Source organism: Microbispora bryophytorum (genome assembly GCF_043197435.1).
In the GTDB taxonomy this organism is placed as follows: Bacteria; Actinomycetota; Actinomycetes; order Streptosporangiales; family Streptosporangiaceae; genus Microbispora; species Microbispora bryophytorum.
This window is the reverse complement of record NZ_JBICTF010000006.1, coordinates 632,568-655,878: the sequence shown is the minus strand read 5'-3', so window position 1 is coordinate 655,878 and position 23,311 is coordinate 632,568. Positions and strand designations below refer to the sequence as shown.

The window sequence follows — 23,311 nt, the reverse complement described above, 5'->3', positions numbered from 1 at the left end:
TCAGCCGGCCGGTTCACCCCCACGGCGCGCATGATCGCGGCGGCTCCGGTCCCGTAGAAGCGGGGAATACGCCGATGCCGTCAGCGCCAGGCGGCCAGCAGATCTTCGGGACCCCAGTGCGCGGCGAGCGGCAGGCCGTCGTCGACACCGGAGCGGGAGACGGCCACCAGCGGAGTGCCGGTGCCGGCGCCCGGAACGGCGAGCATGTCGCGCACCAGGCTTTCGTACTCATGGCGGCCGAACGACCCGTTCTCCAGCCATTTGATCGAGCCGAGGAAGTGGACGTGCCGCGCGACCGGCTCGCGGTCCGCCCCGACGAGATCGATCTCGGGATTGTTCTGCCGGTTCCACCATCCGCCGATGGCATCGGTCTCGGGCCATCGATCGTCAGGAAGAAGCCGCAACAGTGCCTGACGAACGATAGGCTCGACGGCGCGGCCACGCCAGGAGGTCCAGGAGCGTTCGATGGTGGCCAGGACACGTTCGCCCCGGCCGCGCTCGACCAGCGGAATGCCGCGGTCGAGGAAGGCGAGCCAGAAGCGCAGATACGGATCGGCGATGCGATAGCGCGTGTTCTTCGTGTCCGGCTTTGTCGACAGCGGGGTGTCGACGGCCAGCACCCGCTTGCCGATAAGGGTGGACAGCAGCGGCGAAAGAGTGCCGGAGGCCAGGGGGGAGGCGCCACCCGCCTCGGTGGCGATGGCGGAGAACGTGCGCTCCCCGCTCCCCACCGCCGACAGGACCGCACGCGAGTGGGAGGTCTCGGGGAACTCCCCGAGCAATGACAGCTCACCGGCCATCAGCAGCGCGGACAGCGAATTGCTCAACGACTCCCGCAGGTAGTCGATGCGGCTCATGCCCGGCTGCCATGCCTGGACCACCTCGGGAAAACCCCCGGTGATCAGAAAGGCGTCGATGGCGTCGGCGGCGTCCAGCCCGGTCATGACGGCCACATCCGCGGGGTGGAGCGGCTGGACGGTCATCTTCGCGGCGCGGCCGAAGAAGGGGCGGCCATAGGACTGCAACGCCTCCATCACCGACAGGTCACTGCCGACCAGGATGAGGAGCACCGGCTTGGCGGACAGATGCCGATCCCAGACCGTCTGCAACGCCCCTTCGAACTCGCGGTCCTGTTCCACCAGCCACGGCACCTCGTCGATGACCGCGATGCTCGGCGTCTGGTCGGGCACGGCCACCGCCAGAGCACGGAGTGCCTGGTTCCAGTCTCCGGCCTGCACCCCGGCGATCAATTCGGCACCCGGCAGCGCGGACTGCGCGAGCATGCCGATGAATTCGGCACGCTCGGCCACCGGGTTACGGCCCCTGGTGGCCTGGAAGACCACGTACGGCACGCCGGCGCGGTCGCAGAACTCCTGAACCAGTCGCGATTTTCCCACCCGTCGCCGGCCGGTCATGATCATGGCGCGCCCGCGAGTGCCGCCCGATCCCTCCGTCACCTGCCGCAACTGCCGATCAAGTAGCTCGAGATCGGCGGCTCTCCCCTTGAATTCCACAGATCGCCTCGATCATACGTAGAACCAATCTAACGTAGATGCGATCTTACATTGATGGAGGAGCCGGCAGAGGAAGCGCGGGTCGCCGACAACCCCTGAACATCGCGGACGCGCTCTCGCGCCCGGGGAACAGAGGCATCTGCTCTCCTGTTCCTTCGAATGTGGCGACTTCTGCTGATCCGATAGCCCACGTCCTGCACTACGCGGCCTTCACCACCGATCCCGCCGGCGGCAACATGGCCGGGGTGGTGCTCGACGCCGCCGGGCTGGACGAGGCGGCCATGCTCGCCGTCGCCGAGGAGGTGGGTCATCCGGAGACGGCATTCCTGAGCGCGGCTCCTGAGCACCCTGCCGAGACCGGCCGGACGTTCACCGTCCGATATTTCAGTCCGAAGATGGAGGTGCCGTTCTGCGGGCACGCCACCGTGGCCTCGGCGGTCGCCCTCGCCGAACGGATCGGTCCGGGTGGCCTGGTCTTCGAGACGCAGGCCGGAACGGTACCGGTCGAGGTGACGGCGGACGACGATGGCGTGCTGTGGGCGACCCTGACCAGCGTCGAGCCGTACGTGGAGCCGGTCGGCGACCTCGACCTGGCGCGGGCGCTCGACGCGCTGAATTGGCGGCTCGACGAGCTTGATCCCGGACTGCCCCCGCGGATCGCCTTCGCGGGATCGCGCCACCTGGTCCTGGCCGCCGCCACCCGTGAGCGCCTGGCCGATCTGGACTACGACTTCTCAGGGCTGGCGCAGTACATGACCGACCGGGATCTGATCACCCTGCAACTGGTGTGGCGAGAGTCGGCGGACGTCTTCCAGGTGCGTGATCCGTTCCCCGTGGGCGGGATCGTGGAGGACCCGGCCACCGGGGCCGCCGCAGCCGCGTTCGGGGCGTATCTGCGGGACCTCGGCGAGGCCGGTCCCGCTGCGGTGCTGACCCTGCACCAGGGTGTCGACATGGGACGGCCCGGTCTGCTGCGAGTGGAGCTGCGGGCCGGGGATACCAGGGTCCGGGTGTCCGGCGCGGCGGTCCGTGCTCCTGCCGGGGGACGACGCGGTCCTGCCGGGGGATGACGCGGTCCTACCGGCCAAGCCAGGAGTCGAGCCGATCCAGCAACGCGGGTTCGGCCTTCAACCCGGCGGCGGTGCCGGTGAACACGGCCTGGCAGGGGGTGCGCCAGATCCGCGTCTCGGCGACGGCACCCGTCGTGTCGGCCGCCCACACGACGTCCAGACGGCTGACCGGCGTCGCGGCCCTCGTCCGGCTCGGCCTGCCGCAGTCGACGCGGTTGACGAAGTCGGTGGTGCCCCGGTCGTCGGTCACGCTCTGTATGGTGGCCGCGCTGTTGAGAAGTGCCCGGACGGGTTCGAGACCGTCTCGGACGACCCGGTGGGCGCGCAGCCGCAGATCGTCTCCGTCCGCGCGATAGCGGCAGGCGGTGACCACGGCGAGCGGGCTGGGCAGGAACCGGTCCGTACGGCCCCGGTTGCGGGCCATGCCGTCCTCGGGGAACTCCGGGTCCGGCCGATTGTCGATCTCCGCCACGGCCACCTTGCCCGGGCACGTGGGCGCCGGGACCGCGTCGGAGTCCCTCGCGATCTGGTCCCGGTAGAAGGAGAGGAAGCGGTCCACGGGTTGTCCGCGCAGAAACCGGGTCCGGCCCGCGCTGTGGACCAGACCGCAGTTGCGGTCGAGCACGAGCAGCACGGGCGGGCGGTCGCGGTAGCGCACCGCGAACGACAACTGTTCGCCGTACCCGACGTCCACACAGACCTCGCCGAGGTGCAGATCATCGGGTGGCGTCCGGCCCTCGGTGGCCATCTCGGCCCGCGCCTCCGCCTCCGCCTCATCTCGTGCGGGCAGCGCGTTGAGGATGGCGATCATCTCGGCCACATGGGTGCTGAGGCTACGGTCTCGCCCCGGCCGTGGTGACGGCAGCGGCCCGGGACCATACCTCAACGGCGTGATCAGCTCGCACAGCGTCACCAAGACGGCGCCCTCGCCGGGCACCAGAGGCCCCGGCCGATCGGCGGTCCCTCGCACATCCATCACCGCGGTCGGGCAGCCGTCCGCCTCCAGGAACCACGCGGCCGGCATCTCGACGGGATACGAGGCGGTCGCGGCGAGAAGCAGAACAATCACGACGCCGCCGGCCAGGCCGCGCCCGATCCGTTCCCGCCACAAGATCATGAACCGACTGTACGCCAGCCCTCTCCGGCGGATCCCGAACCCGAGCAGATGCCGGGACCCGCGGCGAAAGGGCGCACCGTACGGCAAAGGGCGTGCCGTACGGCAAAGGCCGTACGGCACGCCTGAACTGTGCGGTGGGGATCAGGAGGTGGTGCAGACCAGCGGAGACGGGGTGGACGGGGTCCCGCTGGAGTTGCCGAGGAAGCCGAACGAGGTGCTGGAGCCGGGGGCGAGGCTGCCGTTCCAGCTCACGTTCGAGGCGGAGATGCTGCCGCTGCTGCCGGTGAGGTTGGCGTTCCACGACTGGGTGATGGACTGCCCGCTGGGCATCGTCCAGTTCACGGTCCAGTTGTTGATCGCCGAGGTGCCCGCGCCGGTCACGGTGATCTCACCCTGGAAGCCGCCCTGCCACGAGCTGACGACCTTGTAGACCGCCGTGCAGCCGCGGTTGCCGGTGAACGTCGGCGAGGCCGACGGGGACGGCGAGGGGGAGGGGGACGCCGACGGCGAGGCCGAGGGGGACGGCGAAGGAGACCGGGACGGAGAGGGAGACGGAGACGGCGACGGCGACCGGGTCGGAGACGGGGACGGGGACGGGGACGGGGACGGCGAGGGGGTGTACGGCGCGGCGATCGCCAGGTCGTAGGCCCGCTGCGGCACGAACTGGCCCGCGGGGGCGATGCAGCCGTCGGACTCGCCCGGAGGCTTGACCCACAGGAAGGCGGCGATCGCCGAGTCACCGGTGTTCGTGGTGCTCCAGGCGCCGGTGGCGCGGCCGGCCGGGTCGCACCACTCGCTGCCCACCGGGCCGTTGCCGTTGCGGCTGGTGTCGATCACGGCCTTCAGCCAGGACAGGCCGGTGGCCGCGATGACGTTCTTGGCGTAGGAGATCGTGGCGGTGGTGAACCGGTAGTTGGAGACGTTGAGCGCGATGCCGTCCGCGCTGTTGGCGATGTCGGCGCCCCGCAGCCGGTTGGCCATGTCGGAGGCGCCCACCCAGGCCTCGTTGCCCGCGTCGAAGAAGACCTTGACGTTCGAGGAGGTGGCCTTGAACTTCTTCCCGGCGTACGCCATGGAGGCCTGGACCTCGGCCTGCTGGGAGGAGTTCATGCAGTTCGGCATGATCGACAGGGCGTCGGGCTCCAGGACGATGTAGGCGGGCCGCCCGCCGAGACCGGCGGCGACCTGGTCGATCCACGCGCGGTAGGAGGAGTGGTCGGGCGCACCGCCGGCGCTCGCTCCGCCGCAGTCGCGGTTCGGCATCTCGTACACGACCATGATCGGGATCTTGCCGGCGGAGGCGGCGGCTCCGACGTACGCGTCGACCTGGCTGCGCACGGTCGAGGGGTTGTAGCTGGCGAACCAGCGGCCCTGCGGGACGGCGGCGATGCGGTCCCTGATCACCGAGGCCTTGCTGTCACCGGGGTTGGCCGCCACCCACTTGGCGGCGTTCGTCGTCGGATCCACGTAGAAGGCGGAGTCGGCGGCCTGCGCGGCGGAGGAGGTGAGTACGGTCGCTCCCACCGCGGCCGTGGCGACCGCTGTGAGCACAGCCGCCGTCAATCTGCGAGACATGGAATACTCCGTCCGATAATGTGGGAGCGCTCCCACAGGTGTCTCGGATGGTAAGGAGCCGACGGCAGTCCAAGAAGGGCCACCTAGGGTTCGTTGGGACGATCAACCTAATAGGTGCAGGCGGGCGGGGGATCGGACCTGTGGAGCAATTGAAACTTTCACCGCAGGTCGGGTCAGACCGTGATATCTCCAGAAATCATGGTGACGGAGTGTGCCCAAGCGGTTTCGCGAAGTGGCCCAGAGGCCGTACCCTCCCATAGTGACCTCTTGGGGGGTTTCTTACCGATGACGCTTTCACGCGGTCTTATGCCGTTCGCCGGGGTGCCACGCGTTCTCCTGCCCGTCGTCGACCTGGGCGAAATGTCCGCGCCCGTCGACACCCGGGACACCGGACCGCGCCCCGGCTCGCCCCTGTGGGCCTACCTCACGGCGGTCACCGCCGTCGGTGTCACCGCGTTGGTGATCACGCAGGTACGGCTCGGCTTCGGCGAGTTGGGCGAGGCGGCCCGCACTCCGCTGTTCTGGATGCTGACCGTCCTGGTGGTGCTGGGCGAGCTGCGCCCGGTCACGTTCAGCTCCTCGACGCTGGTCGGGGGCACGCCGACCTCCACGATGTTCACCTTCGCCGTGCTGATGTACCAGGGCCTGCCGACGGCGGTGCTGATGCAGGCGGTCGCCGTGGTGGTCAGCGGCCTGGTGCATCGCAGGGCCTGGCACCGGGTGCTGTTCAACCTCGCCCAGGTGACCCTGGCCTGCACGGCGGCCGCGGCCGCCTTCGCCGCGTTCGGCGTGCATCCGGCGCCCCGCGTGCCCTGGACGCCCGACGGCGCGGACATCCCGGCGATCGTGCTGGCCGCGGCGGCGTACTTCGCGGTTCGCGCGATCCTGGTCTGCCAGGCGGTGGCGCTGCACGAGCGCCGGCCGCTCGCCAGGGTGATGAAGGCGTCGGTCGGCCCGCAGTCCCTCGTCTACGGCGCGCTGCTCGGGCTCGCGCCGCTCGTCGTGGTCGTGATGGCGCACTCCACGGCCCTGGTGCCGCTGTTCGTCGCGCCGCTGACCGCGGTCTACTTCACCGCGACGCTCTCCCTGCGCCGCGACCACCAGGCCACCCACGACGGGCTCACCGGCCTGCCGAACCGCAAGATGCTCATCCTGCGCACCGAGGAGGCTCTGACCGAGGCGCGCGAGCGCGAGCGGGTGGGGCTGCTCCTGCTCGACCTCGACCGCTTCAAGGAGGTCAACGACACGCTCGGCCACCCGGTCGGCGACCGGCTGCTGCAGATCGTGGCCCACCGGCTCACCCACAGCGTGCGGCCCGGCGACGTGGTGGCCCGCCTCGGCGGGGACGAGTTCGCGGTGCTGCTGCCGTCGATCAGGGACGCCCAGGCGGCCAAGGAGGTCGCCTCGCGGCTGCGGGTCGCCGTGACCGAGCCCGTACGCCTCGAAGGCATGACCTTCGACCTCGACGCGTCGATCGGCATCGCGCTCTATCCCGACCACGCGCCGGACTTCGAGCTGCTCATGCAACGCTCCGACGTGGCGATGTATCTGGCCAAGGAGGGCCGCACCGGCGTCGAGTTCTACCTGCCGTGCAAGGACCGCAACTCGCCGGAACGGCTGAGCCTTCTCGGCGACCTGCGCCGGGCGATCGACGCCGACGAGCTGGAGCTTCACTATCAGCCCAAGGTGAGCCTGGAGGACGGCAGGGTCGAGAGCATCGAGGCGCTGCTGCGCTGGTGGCACCCGGTGCGGGGGCCGATCTCGCCCACCGAGTTCATCCCGCTCGCCGAGCAGTCGTACCTGATGCGCGAGCTCACCCAGCACGTCATCGGCCACGCGCTGCGGCAGGCGGCCCGGTGGTGGCACGCGGGCGTCGAGGTGCCGGTCTCGGTCAACGTGTCGGCCCGCGACCTGCTGGATTCGAGCCTGCCCGAGCAACTGGAGTCCGGGCTGGAGAAGCTGGACCTGCCTCCCGAGGCCATCCGCCTGGAGGTCACCGAGCGCATCCTCATGACCGACCAGGCCTACAGCGCCGAGACGATCCGCACCCTGGCCGGTCTCGGCATCCAGCTGGCCCTCGACGATTTCGGCACCGGCTACTCCTCGCTCGTCCGGCTCCAGAGGCTCCCGGTCTCCGAGGTCAAGATCGACGCGTCGTTCGTCCGGCGGCTCGGGGACTCGCCGGACGACGAGCGGATCGTCCGCTCGATCATCGACCTCGTACGGTCCCTCGGGCTGAGGTCGGTCGCCGAGGGGGTCGAGTCGCCGGAGGTCGCGACGCTGCTGCGCGAGATGGGCTGCCAGGCGGGCCAGGGATGGTGGCTGGCAAAGCCCATGCCCGCGAGCGAGGCGACCACCTGGTTACGCGGCCGGCTCGGCGCGGCCTTCCGGGACCGCGAGAGCGGCGGTGCCCGTCTCGCGCCGCACTGACCCGTCACGAAGGGCCGCGGCGCATTAAGACCATGTGACGCGGCCTCGTCGGGTCGGTCGCGCTCGGTGGCGAGCCCTAGGATGGGGAGGTCCAATCTCCATCATGAAACGGGTTCGACGACTTATGTCCGCCATAACCCGCGATGAGGTCGCTCACCTCGCCCGGCTGTCCCGGCTGGCACTGGCCGACGACGAGCTCGACCACTTCGCCGCCCAGCTCGACCAGATCGTCGGCGCCGTCGCCCGCGTCGCGGAGGTGGCGGCCGACGACATTCCGCCGTCCTCGCACGCGCTTCCGCTGACCAACGTGTTCCGGCCCGACGACGTGCGGCCCGGCCTCACGCCCGAGGCCGCGCTGTCCGGCGCGCCCGCGGTGGAGGACGACCGCTTCCGCGTGCCGCGGATCCTCGGGGAGGAAGAATGAGCTTGATTCGCAAGACCGCCGCCGAGCTCGGCGCGCTGGTCGCCTCCCGAGAGGTCAGCGCCGTCGAGGTCGCCCAGGCCCACCTCGACCGGATCGCCGAGGTCGACGGCCGGGTCAACGCCTTCCTGCACGTGGACGCGGAGTCCGCGCTGACGCAGGCCCGCGCGGTCGACGAGCGCATCGCCGCCGGTGAGACGCTCGGCCCGCTCGCCGGGGTGCCGATCGCGCACAAGGACGTGTTCACCACGACCGGCATGCCGACGACCGCCGGCTCGAAGATCCTCGAAGGCTGGCTCCCGCCGTACGACGCGACCGTGACCCGCCGCCTGCGCGAGGCCGGTCTGGTGATCCTCGGCAAGACGAACCTGGACGAGTTCGCCATGGGGTCGTCCACGGAGAACTCGGCGTACGGCGCGACGCACAACCCGTGGGACCTTTCCCGGATTCCCGGTGGTTCCTCCGGCGGCTCGTCGGCCGCGGTGTCCGCCTACGAGGCGCCGCTGTCCACCGGCACCGACACCGGCGGCTCGATCCGCCAGCCCGCCGCGGTGACCGGCATCGTCGGCATGAAGCCGACCTACGGCGGCTCGTCCCGCTACGGGCTGATCGCGTTCGCGTCCTCGCTCGACACGCCCGGCCCGTTCGCCCGCAACGTGCTCGACGCGGCGCTGCTGCACGAGGCGTTCTCCGGGCACGACCCGCTCGACTCGACCTCGATCGACGCGCCGGTCCCGGCGGTCGTCGAGGCCGCGCGGCACGCCGACGTGGCCGGCATGCGGGTCGGCGTGGTCAAGGAGTTCGGCGGGGAGGGCTACCAGCCCGGCGTGCTCGCCCGGTTCAACGAGGCCGTCGAACTGCTGGAGTCGCTCGGGGCCAAGGTCGTCGAGGTCTCCTGCCCGACCTTCTCCTACGCGCTGCCCGCGTACTACCTGATCGCGCCGTCGGAGTGCTCGTCCAACCTGGCCCGCTTCGACGCCATGCGGTACGGCCTGCGCGTCGGCGACGACGGCACCCGCAGCGCCGAGGAGGTCATGGCCCTGACCCGGGCGGCCGGTTTCGGCCCCGAGGTCAAGCGGCGCATCATGCTCGGCACGTACGCCCTGTCGTCCGGCTACTACGACGCCTACTACGGGCAGGCCCAGAAGGTCCGCACGCTGATCATGCGTGACTTCGAGGCGGCCTTCCATCAGGTGGACGTGCTGGTCTCGCCGACCACGCCGACCACCGCGTTCCCGATCGGGGAGCGGGCCGACGATCCGATGGCGATGTACCTCGCCGACCTGTGCACGATCCCGACCAACCTGGCCGGCAACGCGGCGATCTCGGTGCCGTGCGGCCTCGCCGACGAGGACGGCCTGCCGGTCGGCCTGCAGGTCATGGCCCCGACCCTGGCCGACGACCGCTGCTACCGGGTCGGCGCCGCCGTGGAGAAGGCCTTCGAGAGCCGGTGGGGCGGCCCGCTGCTGTCCCGCGCGCCCGCGCTCTAGTCGCCGAGGGGAGGGGAACGGCGGCATGATCACCCGCATCGAGATCGACGGCTTCAAGTCCTTCCTGGACTTCCAGCTCGACATCCCGCCGTTCCTCGCCCTCGTCGGCCCCAACTCCAGCGGCAAGTCCAACCTCTTCGACGCCCTGGATTACCTGAGCCTTGCCGGCTGGGAATTCAAGGATCCGCTCCTGGCATCCCGACGTGGACGGCCGCACGAGTTGTTTCACCGGGTCAGCAAAGGGCAACCGGTGGCTCGGTTCGATATCCGGGCTCGCGTTCTGGGACAGTTCGGACACGGCCTCTTCGTAGAAGTATTCGAGAGCGGCGCTGAACTAGACGACGAGGGCGTACCGGAAGCGCGCGGGATTCTTGCGACCCCCGGAGGTGCTTCTGCCGGGCTGCCGGGCTGGGTGAACAACCAGCTGACCAAGGGGCGAGAAGCGAGGGACCAGGCGTTGCAGGCCCTCGCGGGGGAGAAGGCCGACGCTCCGCGCTACATGAAGTTGTTGAACAGGGAACTTGGCGGTTGGCGTCTGCACCGGCCCGACCCGGATCGCCTCCGCTCCTGGTCGTCGGCGGCAGATCATGGACCGCTGCGGGCGGACGGGAGCAACCTCGCCACTGTCCTCGGACGACTCAAGGCGGAGGGGGCGATCGAGGAACTCCTCGTCGACATGGTGGCGCTGATCCCGGACATCGCCGGGATCGAGCCGATTCTGGACGACCGGCGTCAGGAGTGGACGTTCGACGTGCTTGTGGACGGCCAGGGCGCCGTACCCAGCACTCTGCTGTCCGATGGCACGCTCAGGGTCATCGCGTTGCTCGCCGCGCTGCACGATCCGGACCATGCCGGAGTGCTGCTCATCGAGGAGATCGAGAACGGGCTGCATCCCAGCCGGTTGGCGGAGCTGCTGCGCAGGATCCAGGGCAGGGTCACCGATCTCGACGATCCGGAGTGCGTCAACCGGCCGTTGCGCCAGGTGATCCTCACCACGCACTCGCCGGTGGTCGTCTCCGAGCTGTACCGCCTCCGGCCGGACGCGCTGGTCTTCCTCGACACCGCCGTACGCGTCGACCCCGAAAGGGACAGGATCTCCAGGGTCACGGTGGCCAAGCCGGTGCGGGCGGAGGGCGAGCCCGGCACGTTCGTCTCTCCCCGCCAGGTGCGCAAGTATCTGAGCGCCGTGGGCGAGGTCCCATGAGCAGGCCGCTGGTGCCCGGACTGATCGCCGAGGGCGAGACCGACGAGGTCTTCCTCGGCGTGGTGATCTCGCGGCAGCTTCGGGAGCTCACCGCGCAGTCCTCTCGCTGCGCCGTCGACGTGGAGAGCACCGAGATCGGCGCCTGCCGGTCGATCTACGAGCACGGCAGGACGACCGGCGCGCTGCGCGAGCTGGCGAGCGACTGCCACCTGCTCTTCGTCCACAACGATCACAGGGAGCGGGACAAGGCGAACCGGGTCGTGCGCGACTCGGGACTGCCCACACCGGTGATCGCGCTGGTGCCGGTTCAGGAGACCGAGGCGTGGCTCCTCGCGGACGCCGGCGTGTGGCGCCGGTTGAGCGGGAGCGACCAGGGACGGCTGCCCGCCCGGCCGCGGGATGTCGAGAGGATCGCGGATCCCAAGCGGGTCCTTGCCGAGGTGGCGCCGCGCCGCGGGAAACCCGTTCGTGACTACTTCGAATACATCGCTCGTAACATCGACCTCGACGTCCTCGCCCAGGTGCCCGCGTACGCGGACTGGGTCTCCGACGCGAGGAACGCATTGAAGGGACTTGGTTACCTGTGAGCAGCACTGAGACGCTCATGCCGTACGACGAGGCGCTGGAGCGCTTCGAGCCGGTGCTGGGGCTGGAGACGCACGTCGAGCTTGGCACCGCCTCGAAGATGTTCTGCGGCTGCCCGACGGCCTTCGGCGCGCCGCCGAACACGCACGTCTGTCCGGTGTGCCTGGCGCTGCCCGGCTCGCTGCCGACGGCCAACGAGAAGGCGATCGAGTCGACGATCCGGATCGGCCTCGCGCTCAACTGCACCATCGCGACGTGGTGCCGGATGGCCCGGAAGAACTACTTCTATCCGGACATGCCGAAGAACTACCAGATCAGCCAGTACGACGAGCCGCTGTGCACGGACGGCTACCTGGACGTCGAGGTGGACGGGAAGACCGTCCGCGTGGAGATCGAGCGGGTGCACCTGGAGGAGGACACCGGCAAGTCCACCCACGTGGGAGGCGCGACCGGGCGGATCCACGGCGCTGACTACTCGATCGTCGACTACAACCGGGCCGGCATCCCGCTCGTCGAGATCGTGACCAAGCCGATCGAGGGCACCGACCGGCTCGCCCCGGAGGTCGCCCGCGCATACGTCACCGAGTTGCGCGAGGTGATGCGCTCGCTCGGCGTGTCCGACGTGCGGATGGAGCAGGGCTCGCTGCGCTGCGACGTCAACGTCTCGCTGATGCCGCGCGGCACCACCGAGTGGGGCACCCGTACGGAGACCAAGAACGTCAACTCGCTGCGCAGCGTCGAGCGGGCGGTCCGCGGGGAGATCGAGCGCCAGGCGGCCATCCTCGCCGGGGGCGGCCGGATCGTGCAGGAGACCCGCCACTTCCACGAGGACACCGGGCAGACGACCTCGGGACGGTCGAAGGAGGAGGCGCAGGACTACCGCTACTTCCCCGAGCCCGACCTGCTGCCGATCGCGCCCGACCCGGCCTGGGTCGAGTCGCTGAAGGCGGCGCTGCCCGAGCTTCCGTCGGCGCGGCGCACGCGGCTCCAGCAGGAGTGGGGCGTGTCCGACCTGGACATGGCCGCCATGCACAACGCCGACGCGATCGACCTGGTCGAGGCGACGGTGGCCGCGGGCGCTCCCGCCGCCGACGCGCGCAAGTGGTGGATGGGCGAGCTGGCCCGGCGGGCCAACGAGTCGGCCACGGTGCTCGCCGACCTGCCCATCACCCCGGCTCAGGTCGCCCGGGTGGCCGAGCTGGTCGCCTCCGGCGCGCTGAACGACAAGCTGGCCCGCCAGGTGCTGGAGGGCGTGCTCGCCGGCGAGGGCGGCCCGGACGAGGTCGTGGACAAGCGCGGTCTGCAGGTGGTCAGCGACGAGGGCGAGCTGTCGGCGATCATCGACCAGGTGCTGGCGGACAACGCCGACGCCGCGGAGAAGGTGCGCGGCGGGAAGATCGCCGCCGTGGGCGCGCTGGTCGGCGGCGTCATGAAGGCCAGCCGGGGCAAGGCGGACGCGGGCCGGGCCCGTGAGCTGATCCTGGAGAAGCTCGGCGTCCAGGGCTGAGGGAGCCCTGACGAACGCCGCCTCGCCGTGCGAATCCGCCGAGGCGGCGTCTGGGCCGCCCGCGGCAGGGCGTGAGAACGGCCGGTCACGATTCCGTGTGGCCGGCCGTCGGCGTTGCGTCAGGACGTATCCAGCAGAGGGTGTTTTAGGGTTAACTGATCGTTGTTGACCTTGAGCTGGAGGAGACCGAGGCGTGCGCAACGCCGGAGCGTCCGTCGACCCGCCCACGGATCCGTCCGGGGCGGCGTCCGCTCCTCCGCACAAACCGTCCGCTCCTCCGCACAAACACCCGGTGCGCGGCGTCACCTCGCTGCCTCGCGGGGTATCGGCCCTCCCCCCGGGAGTCTCGGCCGACATCTTCGCCGAACCTTCCGCTCCCGCCGTGCCGGCGGCCAAGCCGTCCGGTAACGGAAACCTCCCGCCGCCGGCTCCGCCGGTCGAACCGTGGCGCGTCCCGGAGCGCCTGATACGCGAGGAACCCGCCGTCGGCCCGTCGCCGGACCTCGAACGGCTGGACCCCGTTTCCCAGAGCCGTACGCTCCGGCGTGCGCTGATCGGCCTGGCGGCGTTGCTCCTGATGCTCTATCTCGTGCCGGCCGTCTCCATGATGGGGAAGGTCCTTCCCGGCACCACGGTGCTCGGCGTGGACATCGGCGGACAGAGCAGGACCGAGGCCGTCGCCACGTTGGGTGAACGGCTGTACGCCCAGGTCAGAACGCCCATGATCGTACGGCAGGGTACGCGCCGGTTGACCGTGGACCCGCAGCAGGCCGGTCTGATGCTCGACGCCGAGGCCACGGTCTACGCCGCGCCGGGGGGCTTCCCCAGCCCACCGGAGGTGTGGAGCGGGCTGACCGGCACCCGTGAGGTGAAGCCGGTCGTGTCCGTGGACCGCCGCAAACTCGACGAGGCGGTGGCCAGGGTCATCGCCGCGCCACTGGAGCGCCCCGGGCGCGAGGGCGACGTCACCTTCGACGGGGTCACCCCGGTCCCGGCGTATCCGCGGGTGGGCCGTCTCATCGACAGGAGAGCGACGGCCGACCAGATCGTCAGGGGGTACCTCGACCCGGAGGCGGTCGTGGTGGTGCCCACGGTGCGGGATCTGCCGCACATCACCCGTGCCGAGGTGCGGCGCGCCCTGCGCTGGGCGAGACGCGCGGTGGCCGCGCCGCTCACGCTGACCAACGGGACCGCGGCCGTCAGCCTGTCGCCGGCCACGCTGGCGCGGCACCTGACGTTCGCGCCCGACGGAGCGGTCCTGCGGCCGCGCTTCGACGCCGAGGCGGCGATCGCCGGCGTCGAGCCCACGCTGGTCGGCTCCGCGCGGGTCGCCCGCGACGCCGATCTCACGATCGAGGACGGCCGGCCGGTCCTGGTGCCCGGCAGGCCGGGTGACCGGGTGGACACCGACCGCCTCGCCGCGGACGTGCTGACCGCTCTCGACGGCGGCGGCCGTACGGTGGCCGTGCCGGTCGTGAACGGGCCGCCGCGGATCACCGACGACGCGGTGCAGCGGATGGGGGTCCGGGAGGAGGCCGGCCGTTTCACCACCTCCTACGCCTGCTGTCCCCAGAGCGCGGGCAACATCCGCAGGGCCGCCGCACTCCTCGACGGCCACCTGGTGAGACCGGGGGAGACGTTCTCGTTCAACGAGGTCGTCGGCCCGCGCACCGCGGCGGCGGGCTTCGACGGCATCGGCCCCACCATGATCCACGGCCGGGCCGGTACGGAGGCGGCGGGGATGACCCAGGTCGCGACCACCCTGATGAACGCCGTGATCCGGGCCGGGCTCCGGGTCTCCGAGCACACGCCGCCCGAGGTCCACGCCGCACACCTGCCGGTCGGCGTCGAGGCCGCCGTGTCCTTCCCCGGCCCCGACCTGCGCTGGAGGAACGACTCGCCGTACGGAGTGCTCGTCCAGGCCTCCGCCTCCGGCACCTCGCTGACCGTGACGCTGTGGAGCACCAAGCGGTACGACGTGGGCCTGGAGGGGCCGGTCGTCGGGCAGCAGGTCTCCCTGCCCCCTGTGACCGGTTACGGGCCCGGCTGCGTGGCGACGCGGGGGCAGCCCGGTTTCACCGCCGTGGTGACGTGGGTGCTGCGGGAGGACGGCGAGGCGGTCTCCCGGCAGACCTTCCGCACCTCCTACCGCGCCCAGGCCGAGGTCGTCTGCCGCTGATCAGAGACGCCGATCAGCGGCCCTGATCAGTGGCGCTGATTGGAGGCGCTGATCGGAAGGCGCTGATCAGGAGGGCCGCACCACCAGGATCCGGTCGTCGCCGTCCCGGGGGGATCCGCGCCCGTCCTGGTTGCTGGTGCTCACCCACAGCGTGCCGCCGGGCGCGGCGGCCACCGCGCGCAGCCTGCCGTACTCGCCCGTGTAGAGCGCGGCGGGACGGCCGACGCGCCCCGAAGCGTCCACGGGCACGCGCCAGAGGCGCTCGCCGCGCAGCGCCCCGGCCCACAGCGCCCCCCGGGCGTACGCGAGGCCGGACGGCGACGCCTCGGCGGTCGACCAGGTGAGCAGCGGGTCGGTGTATCCGGGCCGGCCGCTCACCCCCTCGACCTCCGGCCAGCCGTAGTTGTGGCCCTTCTCGATGAGGTTGATCTCGTCGTAGGTGTTCTGGCCGAACTCGGTGGCGTACATGTGCCCCCGGTCGTCCCAGGCCAGGCCCTGCACGTTGCGGTGCCCGTAGGTCCACACCAGGGTGCCGAAGGGGTTGCCCGGGGCGGGCCGGCCGTCCACCGTCATGCGCAGGATCTTGCCGCCCAGCGAGCTCCTGTCCTGGGCCATGCCGCGTTCGCCGGTCTCCCCGGTCGAGGCGTACAGGTAGCCGTCGGGGCCGAAGGCGAGGCGGCCCCCGTTGTGGATGGCCCCCTTCGGGATGCCGCTGACGATCACCCGGCGGTCGGAGAGCCGTCCGTCGTAGCGGTAGCGGACGATCCGGTTGTCGTTCTGGGCGGTGAAGTAGACGAAGACGAAGTGGTCGGCGGCGTAGCGGGGCGAGACGGCCACGCCCAGCAGGCCGCCCTCGCCGCTCGCGGACACCCCTTCGATCACGCCGGCCTCGTGGACCTGGCCGCGTGGTGTGACCCGCAGCAGCCGCGCGGACTCGCGCTCGGTCACCAGCGCGTCGCCGCCGGGCAGGAACGCGATCGCCCACGGCACCGCCAGACCGGTGACCAGTGTGCGCGGCGCCGCCGGTGTGACATTCGTCTCACCGTCGCCGGTAGAAGCGCCCGTAGAAGCGCCGGTAGAAGCGCCCGTGGAGGCGCCCGAAGCGCCCGGAGCGGCACCCGCGGTGACACCCCCGGTGGCGCCCGTGTCGCTCGCGGTGGGCAGCGGCGGGGGAGTCCTGCCCCCGCCCTCCTCACCCGCCCCGCACGCCACAGTCGCCGTCATAAGGGCCGCCCCCAGAAGCGCCGCGCCCACGCCGTGCCTGTTCGCCATTCCCGATGACCTCCTCACGTACCCATACTCGCTGGCGGGGGCGATGGTTCCCTAGGTTGTTCATCGTGAAGATCTGGGTCGCATCACATGACATCGCCGCCGCACTCACGGAGCTTCCCGAGGGGCTCCCCGCCACCGACTGCGCCGTGTACGACGGGAGGACGCCGCCGCCCGGCCCGCCCGAGGAGGTGGAGATCTGGGTGCCTCCGCTGGTCCCGGTGCCGGACATCCCCGGCCTTCTGGGCCGCATGACCGGCCTCCGCCTGCTGCAGACCGTGACGGCGGGGGTCGAGCCCTACCTGCCGCACGTGCCGCCGAAGGCGGTCCTGTGCAACGCGCGGGGGGTCCACGACGCGGGCACGGCCGAGTGGGCGGTGGGCGCGATGATCGCCATGCTGCGGGAGTTCCCCGGATTCGCTGCCGCCCAGGCCAGACGCGAGTGGGCCTACCGCCACACCGGCGTCCTCGCCGACTCCACCGTGCTGATCGTCGGGTACGGCTCGATCGGCGAGGCGCTCGAGCGGCGTCTGGCCGGATTCGAGGTGGACATCGTCCGGGTGGCGCGCACGGCCAGGGACAACGTCCACGGCCAGGACGAGCTGCCCGCGCTGCTGCCCGCCGCGGACGTGGTCGTGCTGCTGGTGCCCGCCACGGCGGGGACGGCCGGTCTCGTGGACGCCGAGTTCCTCGCCCGGATGAAGGACGGCGCGCTGCTGGTGAACGCCGCACGCGGCTCGGTCGTGGACGCCGACGCGCTGCTGGCCGAGTTGCGGACCGGCAGGCTGCTGGCGGCGCTCGACGTCACCCCCGTCGAACCGCTGCCGTCCGATCACCCGCTCTGGACCGCGCCGGGGGTCTTCATCACCCCGCACATCGCCGGCAGCACGCCCGCGTCCATCCGGCGTACGCGGCGGCTGGTGCGGGAACAGGTGATTCGGCATCTGACGGGCCGTCCACTCGATAACATGATCACCGGCCATTACTGACCGCTCCATTAAGGATTCCGGAACGTGGCTGCCCCGTGACCTGGGGTGCGTACGGTGGAGCTCAGCGTGCGCGGCTGGTTATCAGATCGGTGACGACTCGCCCGTTGTCCCCCTCTCGATCAGCGGCAGTGCGCACACTGGCCATGTGACAGGGAGAGTAAAGCCGAGTCGAGAACGGGAGGGGCAGCCATGACACACCCCACCGAACCCGGCGACGCTTACGCGACTCCGGCCTCCGCCGAAACCCCGGAGGCCATGACGCCCGGCGGTGAAGCGGCGACAGGTGCAGAGGCGACGCGCGTGAAAGCCAGGCGTGACCCCCGGGTCCCACTCACCACCGCGGCCGGTCTCGGCGCGGTGGCGGTCGTCGTGGCCCTGGTCACCGGAGGCTCGGCGCCGGTCGTGACCGCGATCGCGGGGGTCGTCACCGGCCTGCTCGCCGCGATCTCGCTGATCATGGCCGCCTCCCGCGTCGTCCCCGCCCACCGCAGGCAGTCCGGCGCCTGGCGGTGGATGGCCGCCGGGTCGCTGACCTGGCTCCTCGGCGTCGGCGTGCGTCCCGTGGCCGACGGCACGCCGTTCGTGCTCACGTTCGCCGACCTGCTCATGCTCGTCGGATCGGTGCTGCTCGCCATCGGCTGCGGCATGTCGGTGAAACCACCCGCGTTCACGCGCGGGGTGATACGCCAGGCGGCCGACGCCTACCTGGGCGCGGCGTCGGTCTTCGCCGTGGCCTGGGTCGCCGTGCTCGGCCCGGCGTTCAGGAAGGCGGAGGACACCGGAGCGTTCTTCGTCGCGCTCGCGCTGCCCGTGGTCTGCCTGCTCGCGACCTGCGCGGTGACACCGGCCGTGGCGGCCTCCCGGTCGGGCAACCGGGTGGTCGGGCTCACCGGCGTGGGGGTGCTCACCGCGATAACGGTGGCCGAGATGGCCACGGCCCTCGCCCGTCTCGACGGCGACACCCCGCCGCTCGCGGCAGGGCTCGTGGTCCCGGCCATGCTGCTGGTCCTCGCCGTCGCCCCGTGGGTGCAGGAGGACCGGCCGGCCAGGCCACTGGCCGCCGCGCTGACGGCCGCCACGCCGCTCGTGCTGGTCGCCGTGGCCACGCTCGTCGCCACCCTGTACGCGATCGGCGGCAGCCGCGACGCCGCCCTGGTGGTCGTGGCCGCCTCGGTCGTCCTCGTCCTGCTCGGCCGGCTGTTCGTGCTCCTGGTCGAGACCGCGGGCATGCGCCGGCTCGTCGACGTCGGCGAGCAGCAACTGCGCAGGCTGGCCGAGAACACCGGCGACGTCGTGCTCGTGTGCGACCCCGCAGGCGTCATCCAGGAGGCAGGCCCCGGTCTGGAGACGACCTACGGCTACTGCCCCGAGGACCTCGCCTTTCGGTCGATCTTCGACTACATCCACCCCGAGGACCTGCCGGCCGTACAGGCCCTGCTCGACCGCATGACGGACGAGGACGGCGACGGGCCCGAGCAGGAGGGCGGCACCCGCATCTCCTGCCGGTTCCGGGCCTCCGACGGCACCTGGCGTCCCACCGAGTCCGTCGCCGCCCGGCACGTACGCGACGACGACCTCGTCCTGGTCACGATCCGCGACCTCAGCGACCAGGTGGCCCTGCGCAACCAGGTCACCCACCTGACCTTCCACGACGGGGTCACCGGGCTGCCCAACCGGGCCTACTTCGAGGAACGCGCCCGGGACGTGCTCAGCCGGCGCGGCGCCGGCGGGACCGCGGTGATCTTCCTGGACCTCGACGGCTTCACCTCCGTCAACGACTCCGTGGGCCACGCCAGCGGCGACCACCTCCTCGGTCAGGCCGCCCGCCGCCTGCGCTCGGCCGTACGGGCCGACGACACGCTCGCCCGGTGGGGCGGAGACGAGTTCGCGGTGCTGCTGGAGGGCGGCGGGTCCGGCGGCGCCGACGCGCAGACCGCCATCGACCTGGCCGAGCGGCTCGTCCGCGCGGTCTCGAACGAGCCGTTCCGGGTCGCGGACCGGGACGTCGCGCTGACGGCCAGCGTCGGTGTGGCGTTCGCCGAGGAGGACCTGCCGCCCGGAGATCTGCTGCGCAACGCCGACGTGGCGATGTCGCGGGCCAAGGAGCTCGGCGGGCGCCGGATGGAGGTCTTCGCCACCCACATGCACGCCGACGTCCTGCGCCGCCTGGAGATCGCCTCCGACCTGCAGCGGGCGCTGCTGGAGAACCAGTTCGCGATCGAGTATCAGCCCGTGGTCGACCTTGCGACGTCGCGGGTGACCGCCGTCGAGGCGCTGGTGCGCTGGTGGAGGGGCAGCACGTTCGTGCCGCCGGAGCAGTTCCTCGGGCCCGCCGAGGACACCGGGATCATCGTGCCGCTCAGCGAGTGGATCCTGCGCGAGGCGTGCCGCGAGGTGGCGGCCTGGCGCGCGTCGTCCTGGGACATCGGGCTGGCGCTGAACCTGTCCACCCGGCAGATCATGGCCCCGCGCTTCGTGGAGACCGTGGCGGAGGCGCTGAGCGAGAGCGGGCTGCCCGCCAGCGCGCTGACCCTTGAGGTCATCGAGGAGATGCTGGTCGAGGACGCGGGGGAGACGATCAGCAGGCTGTCGGAGCTGAGGACCCTCGGCGTACGGCTGGCCATCGACGACTTCGGCACCGGCTATGCGTCGCTCGCGTTCCTGCGCCAGTTGCCGGTCGACATGATCAAGATCGATCCGTCGTTCGTCTCCGGGCTCGGCCGCGACGACACGCTGACCCTGCTGACGAAGACGATCGTGCAACTCGGCAACGACCTCGGCCTGATCGTCGTCGCCGAGGGCATCGAGCGTCCCGAGCAACTCGACCTGCTGCGCAAGATGGGCTGCACACGCGGCCAGGGCTATCTGGTGGCCCGTCCCATGACCGCACGCGGCCTCGACTCCCTGAGGCCCACCACCACCCTCCAGAACACCGCCTAACCCCCACCCCCCCACCCCACCGCCGTGATCTTGTAGTTTGTCGCACGCGAGGCCGTTACCAGGCCGTTGGGTTTGGTGATCTTGCAGTTTTATGACGTACGGTCATCCTGACCTGGGCGTTTCCTGTTTGTGATCATGCAGGTGGGACACGTCGGGTCGAATGCCTCGCGGGCTGCAAGATCAGATTTGGCGTTCGTGCTGGCTGTTGTTCCTTCTTGGGCGTTCGTGCATGATCACGAAGGTGGATTCCGCAGCTCGTCCCCGTCGCCTGCGACAAACTGCAAGATCACGAAGGGGGTCCGCCCAGTTCGTCGGCCCTTCGTGCGACAAACTCCAAGATCACGGCGGGTGGGGTGTCTTGGATGGCGAGACGGGCGTCCCAGATGATTTGACGTGGGGGCGCTCCATCGGACATCGTGTAGCCATGCATAGCGGTGGGATTCTCGTAGTACTTCGCAGGCGCGCAGCCTGACGAAGCCCTCGGTCCTGCGCGCGCCCCAGCTCCGCCCAGCGGATGGGGCATTTTTTATGCCAGGAGTCACGCCAAGCAGCCCAGCAGAAGCAAGCTCAGCCACAAGGAACGAGCCGATGACCGAGAAAATGACAGGTGCCCAGGCCCTCGTGCGGGCGCTGGAGCAGGTCGGGGTCGACACGGTGTTCGGGATCCCGGGCGGGGCCATTCTCCCCGCCTACGACCCCCTCTACGACTCGACCAAGGTCCGGCACGTGCTTGTACGGCACGAGCAGGGTGCGGGCCACGCGGCCGAGGGGTATGCGCAGGCGACCGGCAGGGTCGGGGTGTGCATGGCCACCAGCGGCCCAGGAGCGACCAACCTGGTCACCCCGATCGCCGACGCCTACATGGACTCGGTGCCGATCGTGGCGATCACCGGGCAGGTGGCTTCGCCGCTGATCGGGACCGACGCCTTCCAGGAGGCCGACATCTCCGGCATCACGATGCCGATCACCAAGCACAACTTCCTGGTCACCAGCGCCGATGACATCCCGCGGACCATCGCCGAGGCGTTCCACGTCGCCTCCACCGGGCGCCCGGGGCCGGTGCTGGTGGACATCTCCAAGGACGCCCTGCAGTCCACGACCACCTTCTCCTGGCCGCCGGTCATGCAGCTGCCCGGCTACCGGCCGGTGACCCGGCCGCACTCCAAGCAGATCCGCGAGGCCGCCCGGCTGATGACCGAGGCGAAGCGGCCGGTGTTCTACGTCGGCGGCGGCGTGCACAAGGCGCACGCCTCGACCGAGCTGCTGGAGCTGGCCGAGCTGACCGGCATCCCGGTGGTCACCACGCTGATGGCCCGGGGCACCTTCCCCGACAGCCACCCCCAGCACATGGGCATGCCCGGCATGCACGGCAGCGTCTCGGCCGTCGGTGCGCTGCAGCGCGCCGACCTGTTGATCGCGCTCGGCACCCGGTTCGACGATCGGGTCACCGGCCAGCTGTCCAGCTTCGCGCCGCACGCCAAGGTCATCCACGCCGACATCGACCCGGCGGAGATCTCCAAGAACCGCCACGCCGATGTGCCGATCGTGGGCGACTGCCGCGAGGTGATCGGGGACCTGATCACCGCCGTGCGGGCCGAGCAGGCCGACGGCCGCAAGGGCGACTACAGCGAGTGGTGGCGGCTGCTCAACGGCTACAAGGAGACCTACCCGCTGGGCTACGAGGAGTTCGCCGACGGCTCGCTCGCCCCGCAGTACGTCATGGAGCGGCTGAGCGCGCTGGTCGGGGCGGACGCGATCTACGCGGCGGGCGTCGGCCAGCACCAGATGTGGGCCGCCCAGTTCATCAAGTATGAGAACCCCGGCACCTTCCTCAACTCCGGCGGCGCGGGCACGATGGGGTACGCCGTGCCGGCCGCCATGGGCGCCAAGATGGGCCGCCCGGACAAGGTCGTGTGGGCGGTCGACGGCGACGGCTGCTTCCAGATGACCAACCAGGAGCTGGCGACCTGCGCGATCGAGGGTGTGCCGATCAAGGTGGCCGTCATCAACAACGGCAACCTCGGCATGGTCCGTCAGTGGCAGACGCTGTTCTACGACGAGCGGTATTCCAACACCGATCTGCAGCGGGTCAAGCGGATCCCCGACTTCGTGAAGCTCGCCGAGGCCTACGGTTGTGTCGGCCTGCGGTGTGAGCGCCCGGAGGACGTGGACGAGACGATCCGTAAGGCCATGGAGATCAACGACGTGCCGGTGGTGGTCGACTTCGTCGTGCACCAGGACGCGATGGTCTGGCCGATGGTCGCCGCCGGCACCAGCAACGACGACATCAACTACGCCCGCGACATGGCGCCGAACTGGGAGGGTGGAGAATGAGCCCCGCCACGGCCCGGCGCGACAACGACCAGCAGTGCGAGGAGCAGGCATGAGCGAGAGCAGCGCCTGGCGAGGCACTGAATCGCGCGCCTTCGGCACGACCGAGCTCCGAGCCGAAGCCGAGGAGATGGCATGAGCCGCCACACGCTGTCCGTCCTGGTGGAGAACAAGCCGGGCGTGCTGGCCCGGGTCGCCGCCCTGTTCAGCCGCCGCGGGTTCAACATCGACTCGCTGGCGGTCGGGCCCACGGAGCACGACGACATCTCCCGGATGACCATCGTCGTCAACGTGGAGGACCTCCCGCTGGAGCAGGTCACCAAGCAGCTCAACAAGCTTGTCAACGTCATCAAGATCGTCGAGCTCGACAACAGCCAGTCGGTGCAGCGCGAGCTGATGTTGATTAAGGTGCGGACCGACTCCGAGAGCCGGTCGCACGTCCTCGAACTCGTCAACCTCTTCCGGGCGCGTTGTGTAGACGTGGCCCCGGACGCGGTCACGATCGAGGTCACCGGGACGACCGACAAGCTGGAGGCGTTCGTCCGGGTCCTTGAGCCGTACGGCATCAAGGAGCTCGTGCAATCGGGCATGGTGGCCATCGGCCGCGGCGCCCGTTCCATCACCGACCGCTCGCTTCGCGCCCTCGACCGCAGCGCATAGCTCCTATGGCAGGCACGTCGCGACGGACAA

16 protein-coding genes are annotated in these 23,311 nt (G+C 70.6%); 12 read left to right on the top strand and 4 right to left on the bottom strand.

All coding sequences use genetic code 11. From position 1 onward, the window contains the following. Positions 1 to 80: 80 nt before the first annotated feature. Positions 81 to 1,310: an ATP-binding protein gene (locus ACGFIB_RS23815; protein ID WP_393374971.1), complete on the bottom strand. Its 1,230-nt coding sequence runs from the start codon at positions 1,308 to 1,310 to the stop codon at positions 81 to 83. A gap of 365 nt (positions 1,311 to 1,675) precedes the next feature. Here ACGFIB_RS23815 and ACGFIB_RS23810 point away from each other — a divergent pair, with 365 nt between their 5' ends. After that, positions 1,676 to 2,584 carry a PhzF family phenazine biosynthesis protein gene (locus tag ACGFIB_RS23810; protein WP_393374969.1) on the top strand — a complete coding sequence of 303 codons (909 nt, stop codon included), beginning with the start codon at positions 1,676 to 1,678 and terminating at the stop codon, positions 2,582 to 2,584. Positions 2,585 to 2,591: 7 nt separating this feature from the next. Here ACGFIB_RS23810 and ACGFIB_RS23805 read toward each other — a convergent pair whose 3' ends face one another. Both ACGFIB_RS23805 and ACGFIB_RS36710 read right to left on the bottom strand, forming a co-directional pair. Then, a complete protein-coding gene (locus tag ACGFIB_RS23805; protein WP_393374966.1) occupies positions 2,592 to 3,701 on the bottom strand; it encodes a hypothetical protein in 1,110 nt (369 codons plus the stop codon). A 141-nt stretch (positions 3,702 to 3,842) separates the two neighbouring features. Then, on the bottom strand, positions 3,843 to 5,276 hold the full coding sequence (locus ACGFIB_RS36710; RefSeq protein WP_409348773.1) for a glycoside hydrolase family 6 protein: 1,434 nt from the start codon (positions 5,274 to 5,276) through the stop codon (positions 3,843 to 3,845). A gap of 360 nt (positions 5,277 to 5,636) precedes the next feature. Here ACGFIB_RS36710 and ACGFIB_RS23785 point away from each other — a divergent pair, with 360 nt between their 5' ends. The 7 genes from ACGFIB_RS23785 (at position 5,637) to ACGFIB_RS23755 (ending at position 15,092) form a co-directional block, all read left to right on the top strand. Continuing rightward, the gene (locus ACGFIB_RS23785; protein ID WP_142572123.1) at positions 5,637 to 7,706 is read left to right on the top strand and encodes a putative bifunctional diguanylate cyclase/phosphodiesterase; all 2,070 of its coding nucleotides are present in this window, start codon (positions 5,637 to 5,639) and stop codon (positions 7,704 to 7,706) included. 124 nt (positions 7,707 to 7,830) lie between these two features. Then, complete coding sequence (gene gatC / locus ACGFIB_RS23780; RefSeq protein ID WP_169947492.1) at positions 7,831 to 8,130, top strand: Asp-tRNA(Asn)/Glu-tRNA(Gln) amidotransferase subunit GatC; 300 nt, start codon at positions 7,831 to 7,833, stop codon at positions 8,128 to 8,130. Next, positions 8,127 to 9,617: an Asp-tRNA(Asn)/Glu-tRNA(Gln) amidotransferase subunit GatA gene (gatA, locus tag ACGFIB_RS23775; RefSeq protein ID WP_357246295.1), complete on the top strand. Its 1,491-nt coding sequence runs from the start codon at positions 8,127 to 8,129 to the stop codon at positions 9,615 to 9,617. The genes gatC and gatA overlap by 4 nt, the downstream gene beginning before the upstream one ends. Positions 9,618 to 9,642: 25 nt before the next feature. Continuing rightward, the gene (locus ACGFIB_RS23770; RefSeq protein ID WP_357246292.1) at positions 9,643 to 10,821 is read left to right on the top strand and encodes an AAA family ATPase; all 1,179 of its coding nucleotides are present in this window, start codon (positions 9,643 to 9,645) and stop codon (positions 10,819 to 10,821) included. Continuing rightward, positions 10,818 to 11,408, top strand: coding sequence for a hypothetical protein (locus ACGFIB_RS23765; protein ID WP_393374962.1), 591 nt, complete (start codon positions 10,818 to 10,820; stop codon positions 11,406 to 11,408). Before ACGFIB_RS23770 ends, ACGFIB_RS23765 begins: the two co-directional genes overlap by 4 nt. Next, positions 11,405 to 12,913, top strand: coding sequence for an Asp-tRNA(Asn)/Glu-tRNA(Gln) amidotransferase subunit GatB (gene gatB / locus ACGFIB_RS23760; RefSeq protein WP_268239513.1), 1,509 nt, complete (start codon positions 11,405 to 11,407; stop codon positions 12,911 to 12,913). Before ACGFIB_RS23765 ends, gatB begins: the two co-directional genes overlap by 4 nt. Before the next feature lie 193 nt (positions 12,914 to 13,106). Continuing rightward, complete coding sequence (locus ACGFIB_RS23755) at positions 13,107 to 15,092, top strand: VanW family protein (RefSeq protein ID WP_393374960.1); 1,986 nt, start codon at positions 13,107 to 13,109, stop codon at positions 15,090 to 15,092. A gap of 66 nt (positions 15,093 to 15,158) precedes the next feature. Here ACGFIB_RS23755 and ACGFIB_RS23750 read toward each other — a convergent pair whose 3' ends face one another. Continuing rightward, positions 15,159 to 16,364, bottom strand: a complete 1,206-nt coding sequence (locus tag ACGFIB_RS23750) for a PQQ-dependent sugar dehydrogenase (protein ID WP_393374958.1) — start codon at positions 16,362 to 16,364, stop codon at positions 15,159 to 15,161. 65 nt (positions 16,365 to 16,429) lie between these two features. On the opposite strand from ACGFIB_RS23750, the gene ACGFIB_RS23745 reads away from it, so the two are divergent. The 4 genes from ACGFIB_RS23745 (at position 16,430) to ilvN (ending at position 23,281) form a co-directional block, all read left to right on the top strand. Then, the gene (locus ACGFIB_RS23745; protein ID WP_393374955.1) at positions 16,430 to 17,350 is read left to right on the top strand and encodes a 2-hydroxyacid dehydrogenase; all 921 of its coding nucleotides are present in this window, start codon (positions 16,430 to 16,432) and stop codon (positions 17,348 to 17,350) included. 300 nt (positions 17,351 to 17,650) lie between these two features. Further along, entirely contained in the window at positions 17,651 to 20,290 is a 2,640-nt protein-coding gene (locus ACGFIB_RS23740) for a putative bifunctional diguanylate cyclase/phosphodiesterase (RefSeq protein WP_393374953.1), read from the top strand. A 528-nt stretch (positions 20,291 to 20,818) separates the two neighbouring features. Further along, the gene (locus ACGFIB_RS23735) at positions 20,819 to 22,624 is read left to right on the top strand and encodes an acetolactate synthase large subunit (protein ID WP_142572040.1); all 1,806 of its coding nucleotides are present in this window, start codon (positions 20,819 to 20,821) and stop codon (positions 22,622 to 22,624) included. 132 nt (positions 22,625 to 22,756) lie between these two features. After that, the gene (gene ilvN / locus ACGFIB_RS23730; protein ID WP_030506098.1) at positions 22,757 to 23,281 is read left to right on the top strand and encodes an acetolactate synthase small subunit; all 525 of its coding nucleotides are present in this window, start codon (positions 22,757 to 22,759) and stop codon (positions 23,279 to 23,281) included. Positions 23,282 to 23,311 lie beyond the last annotated feature (30 nt).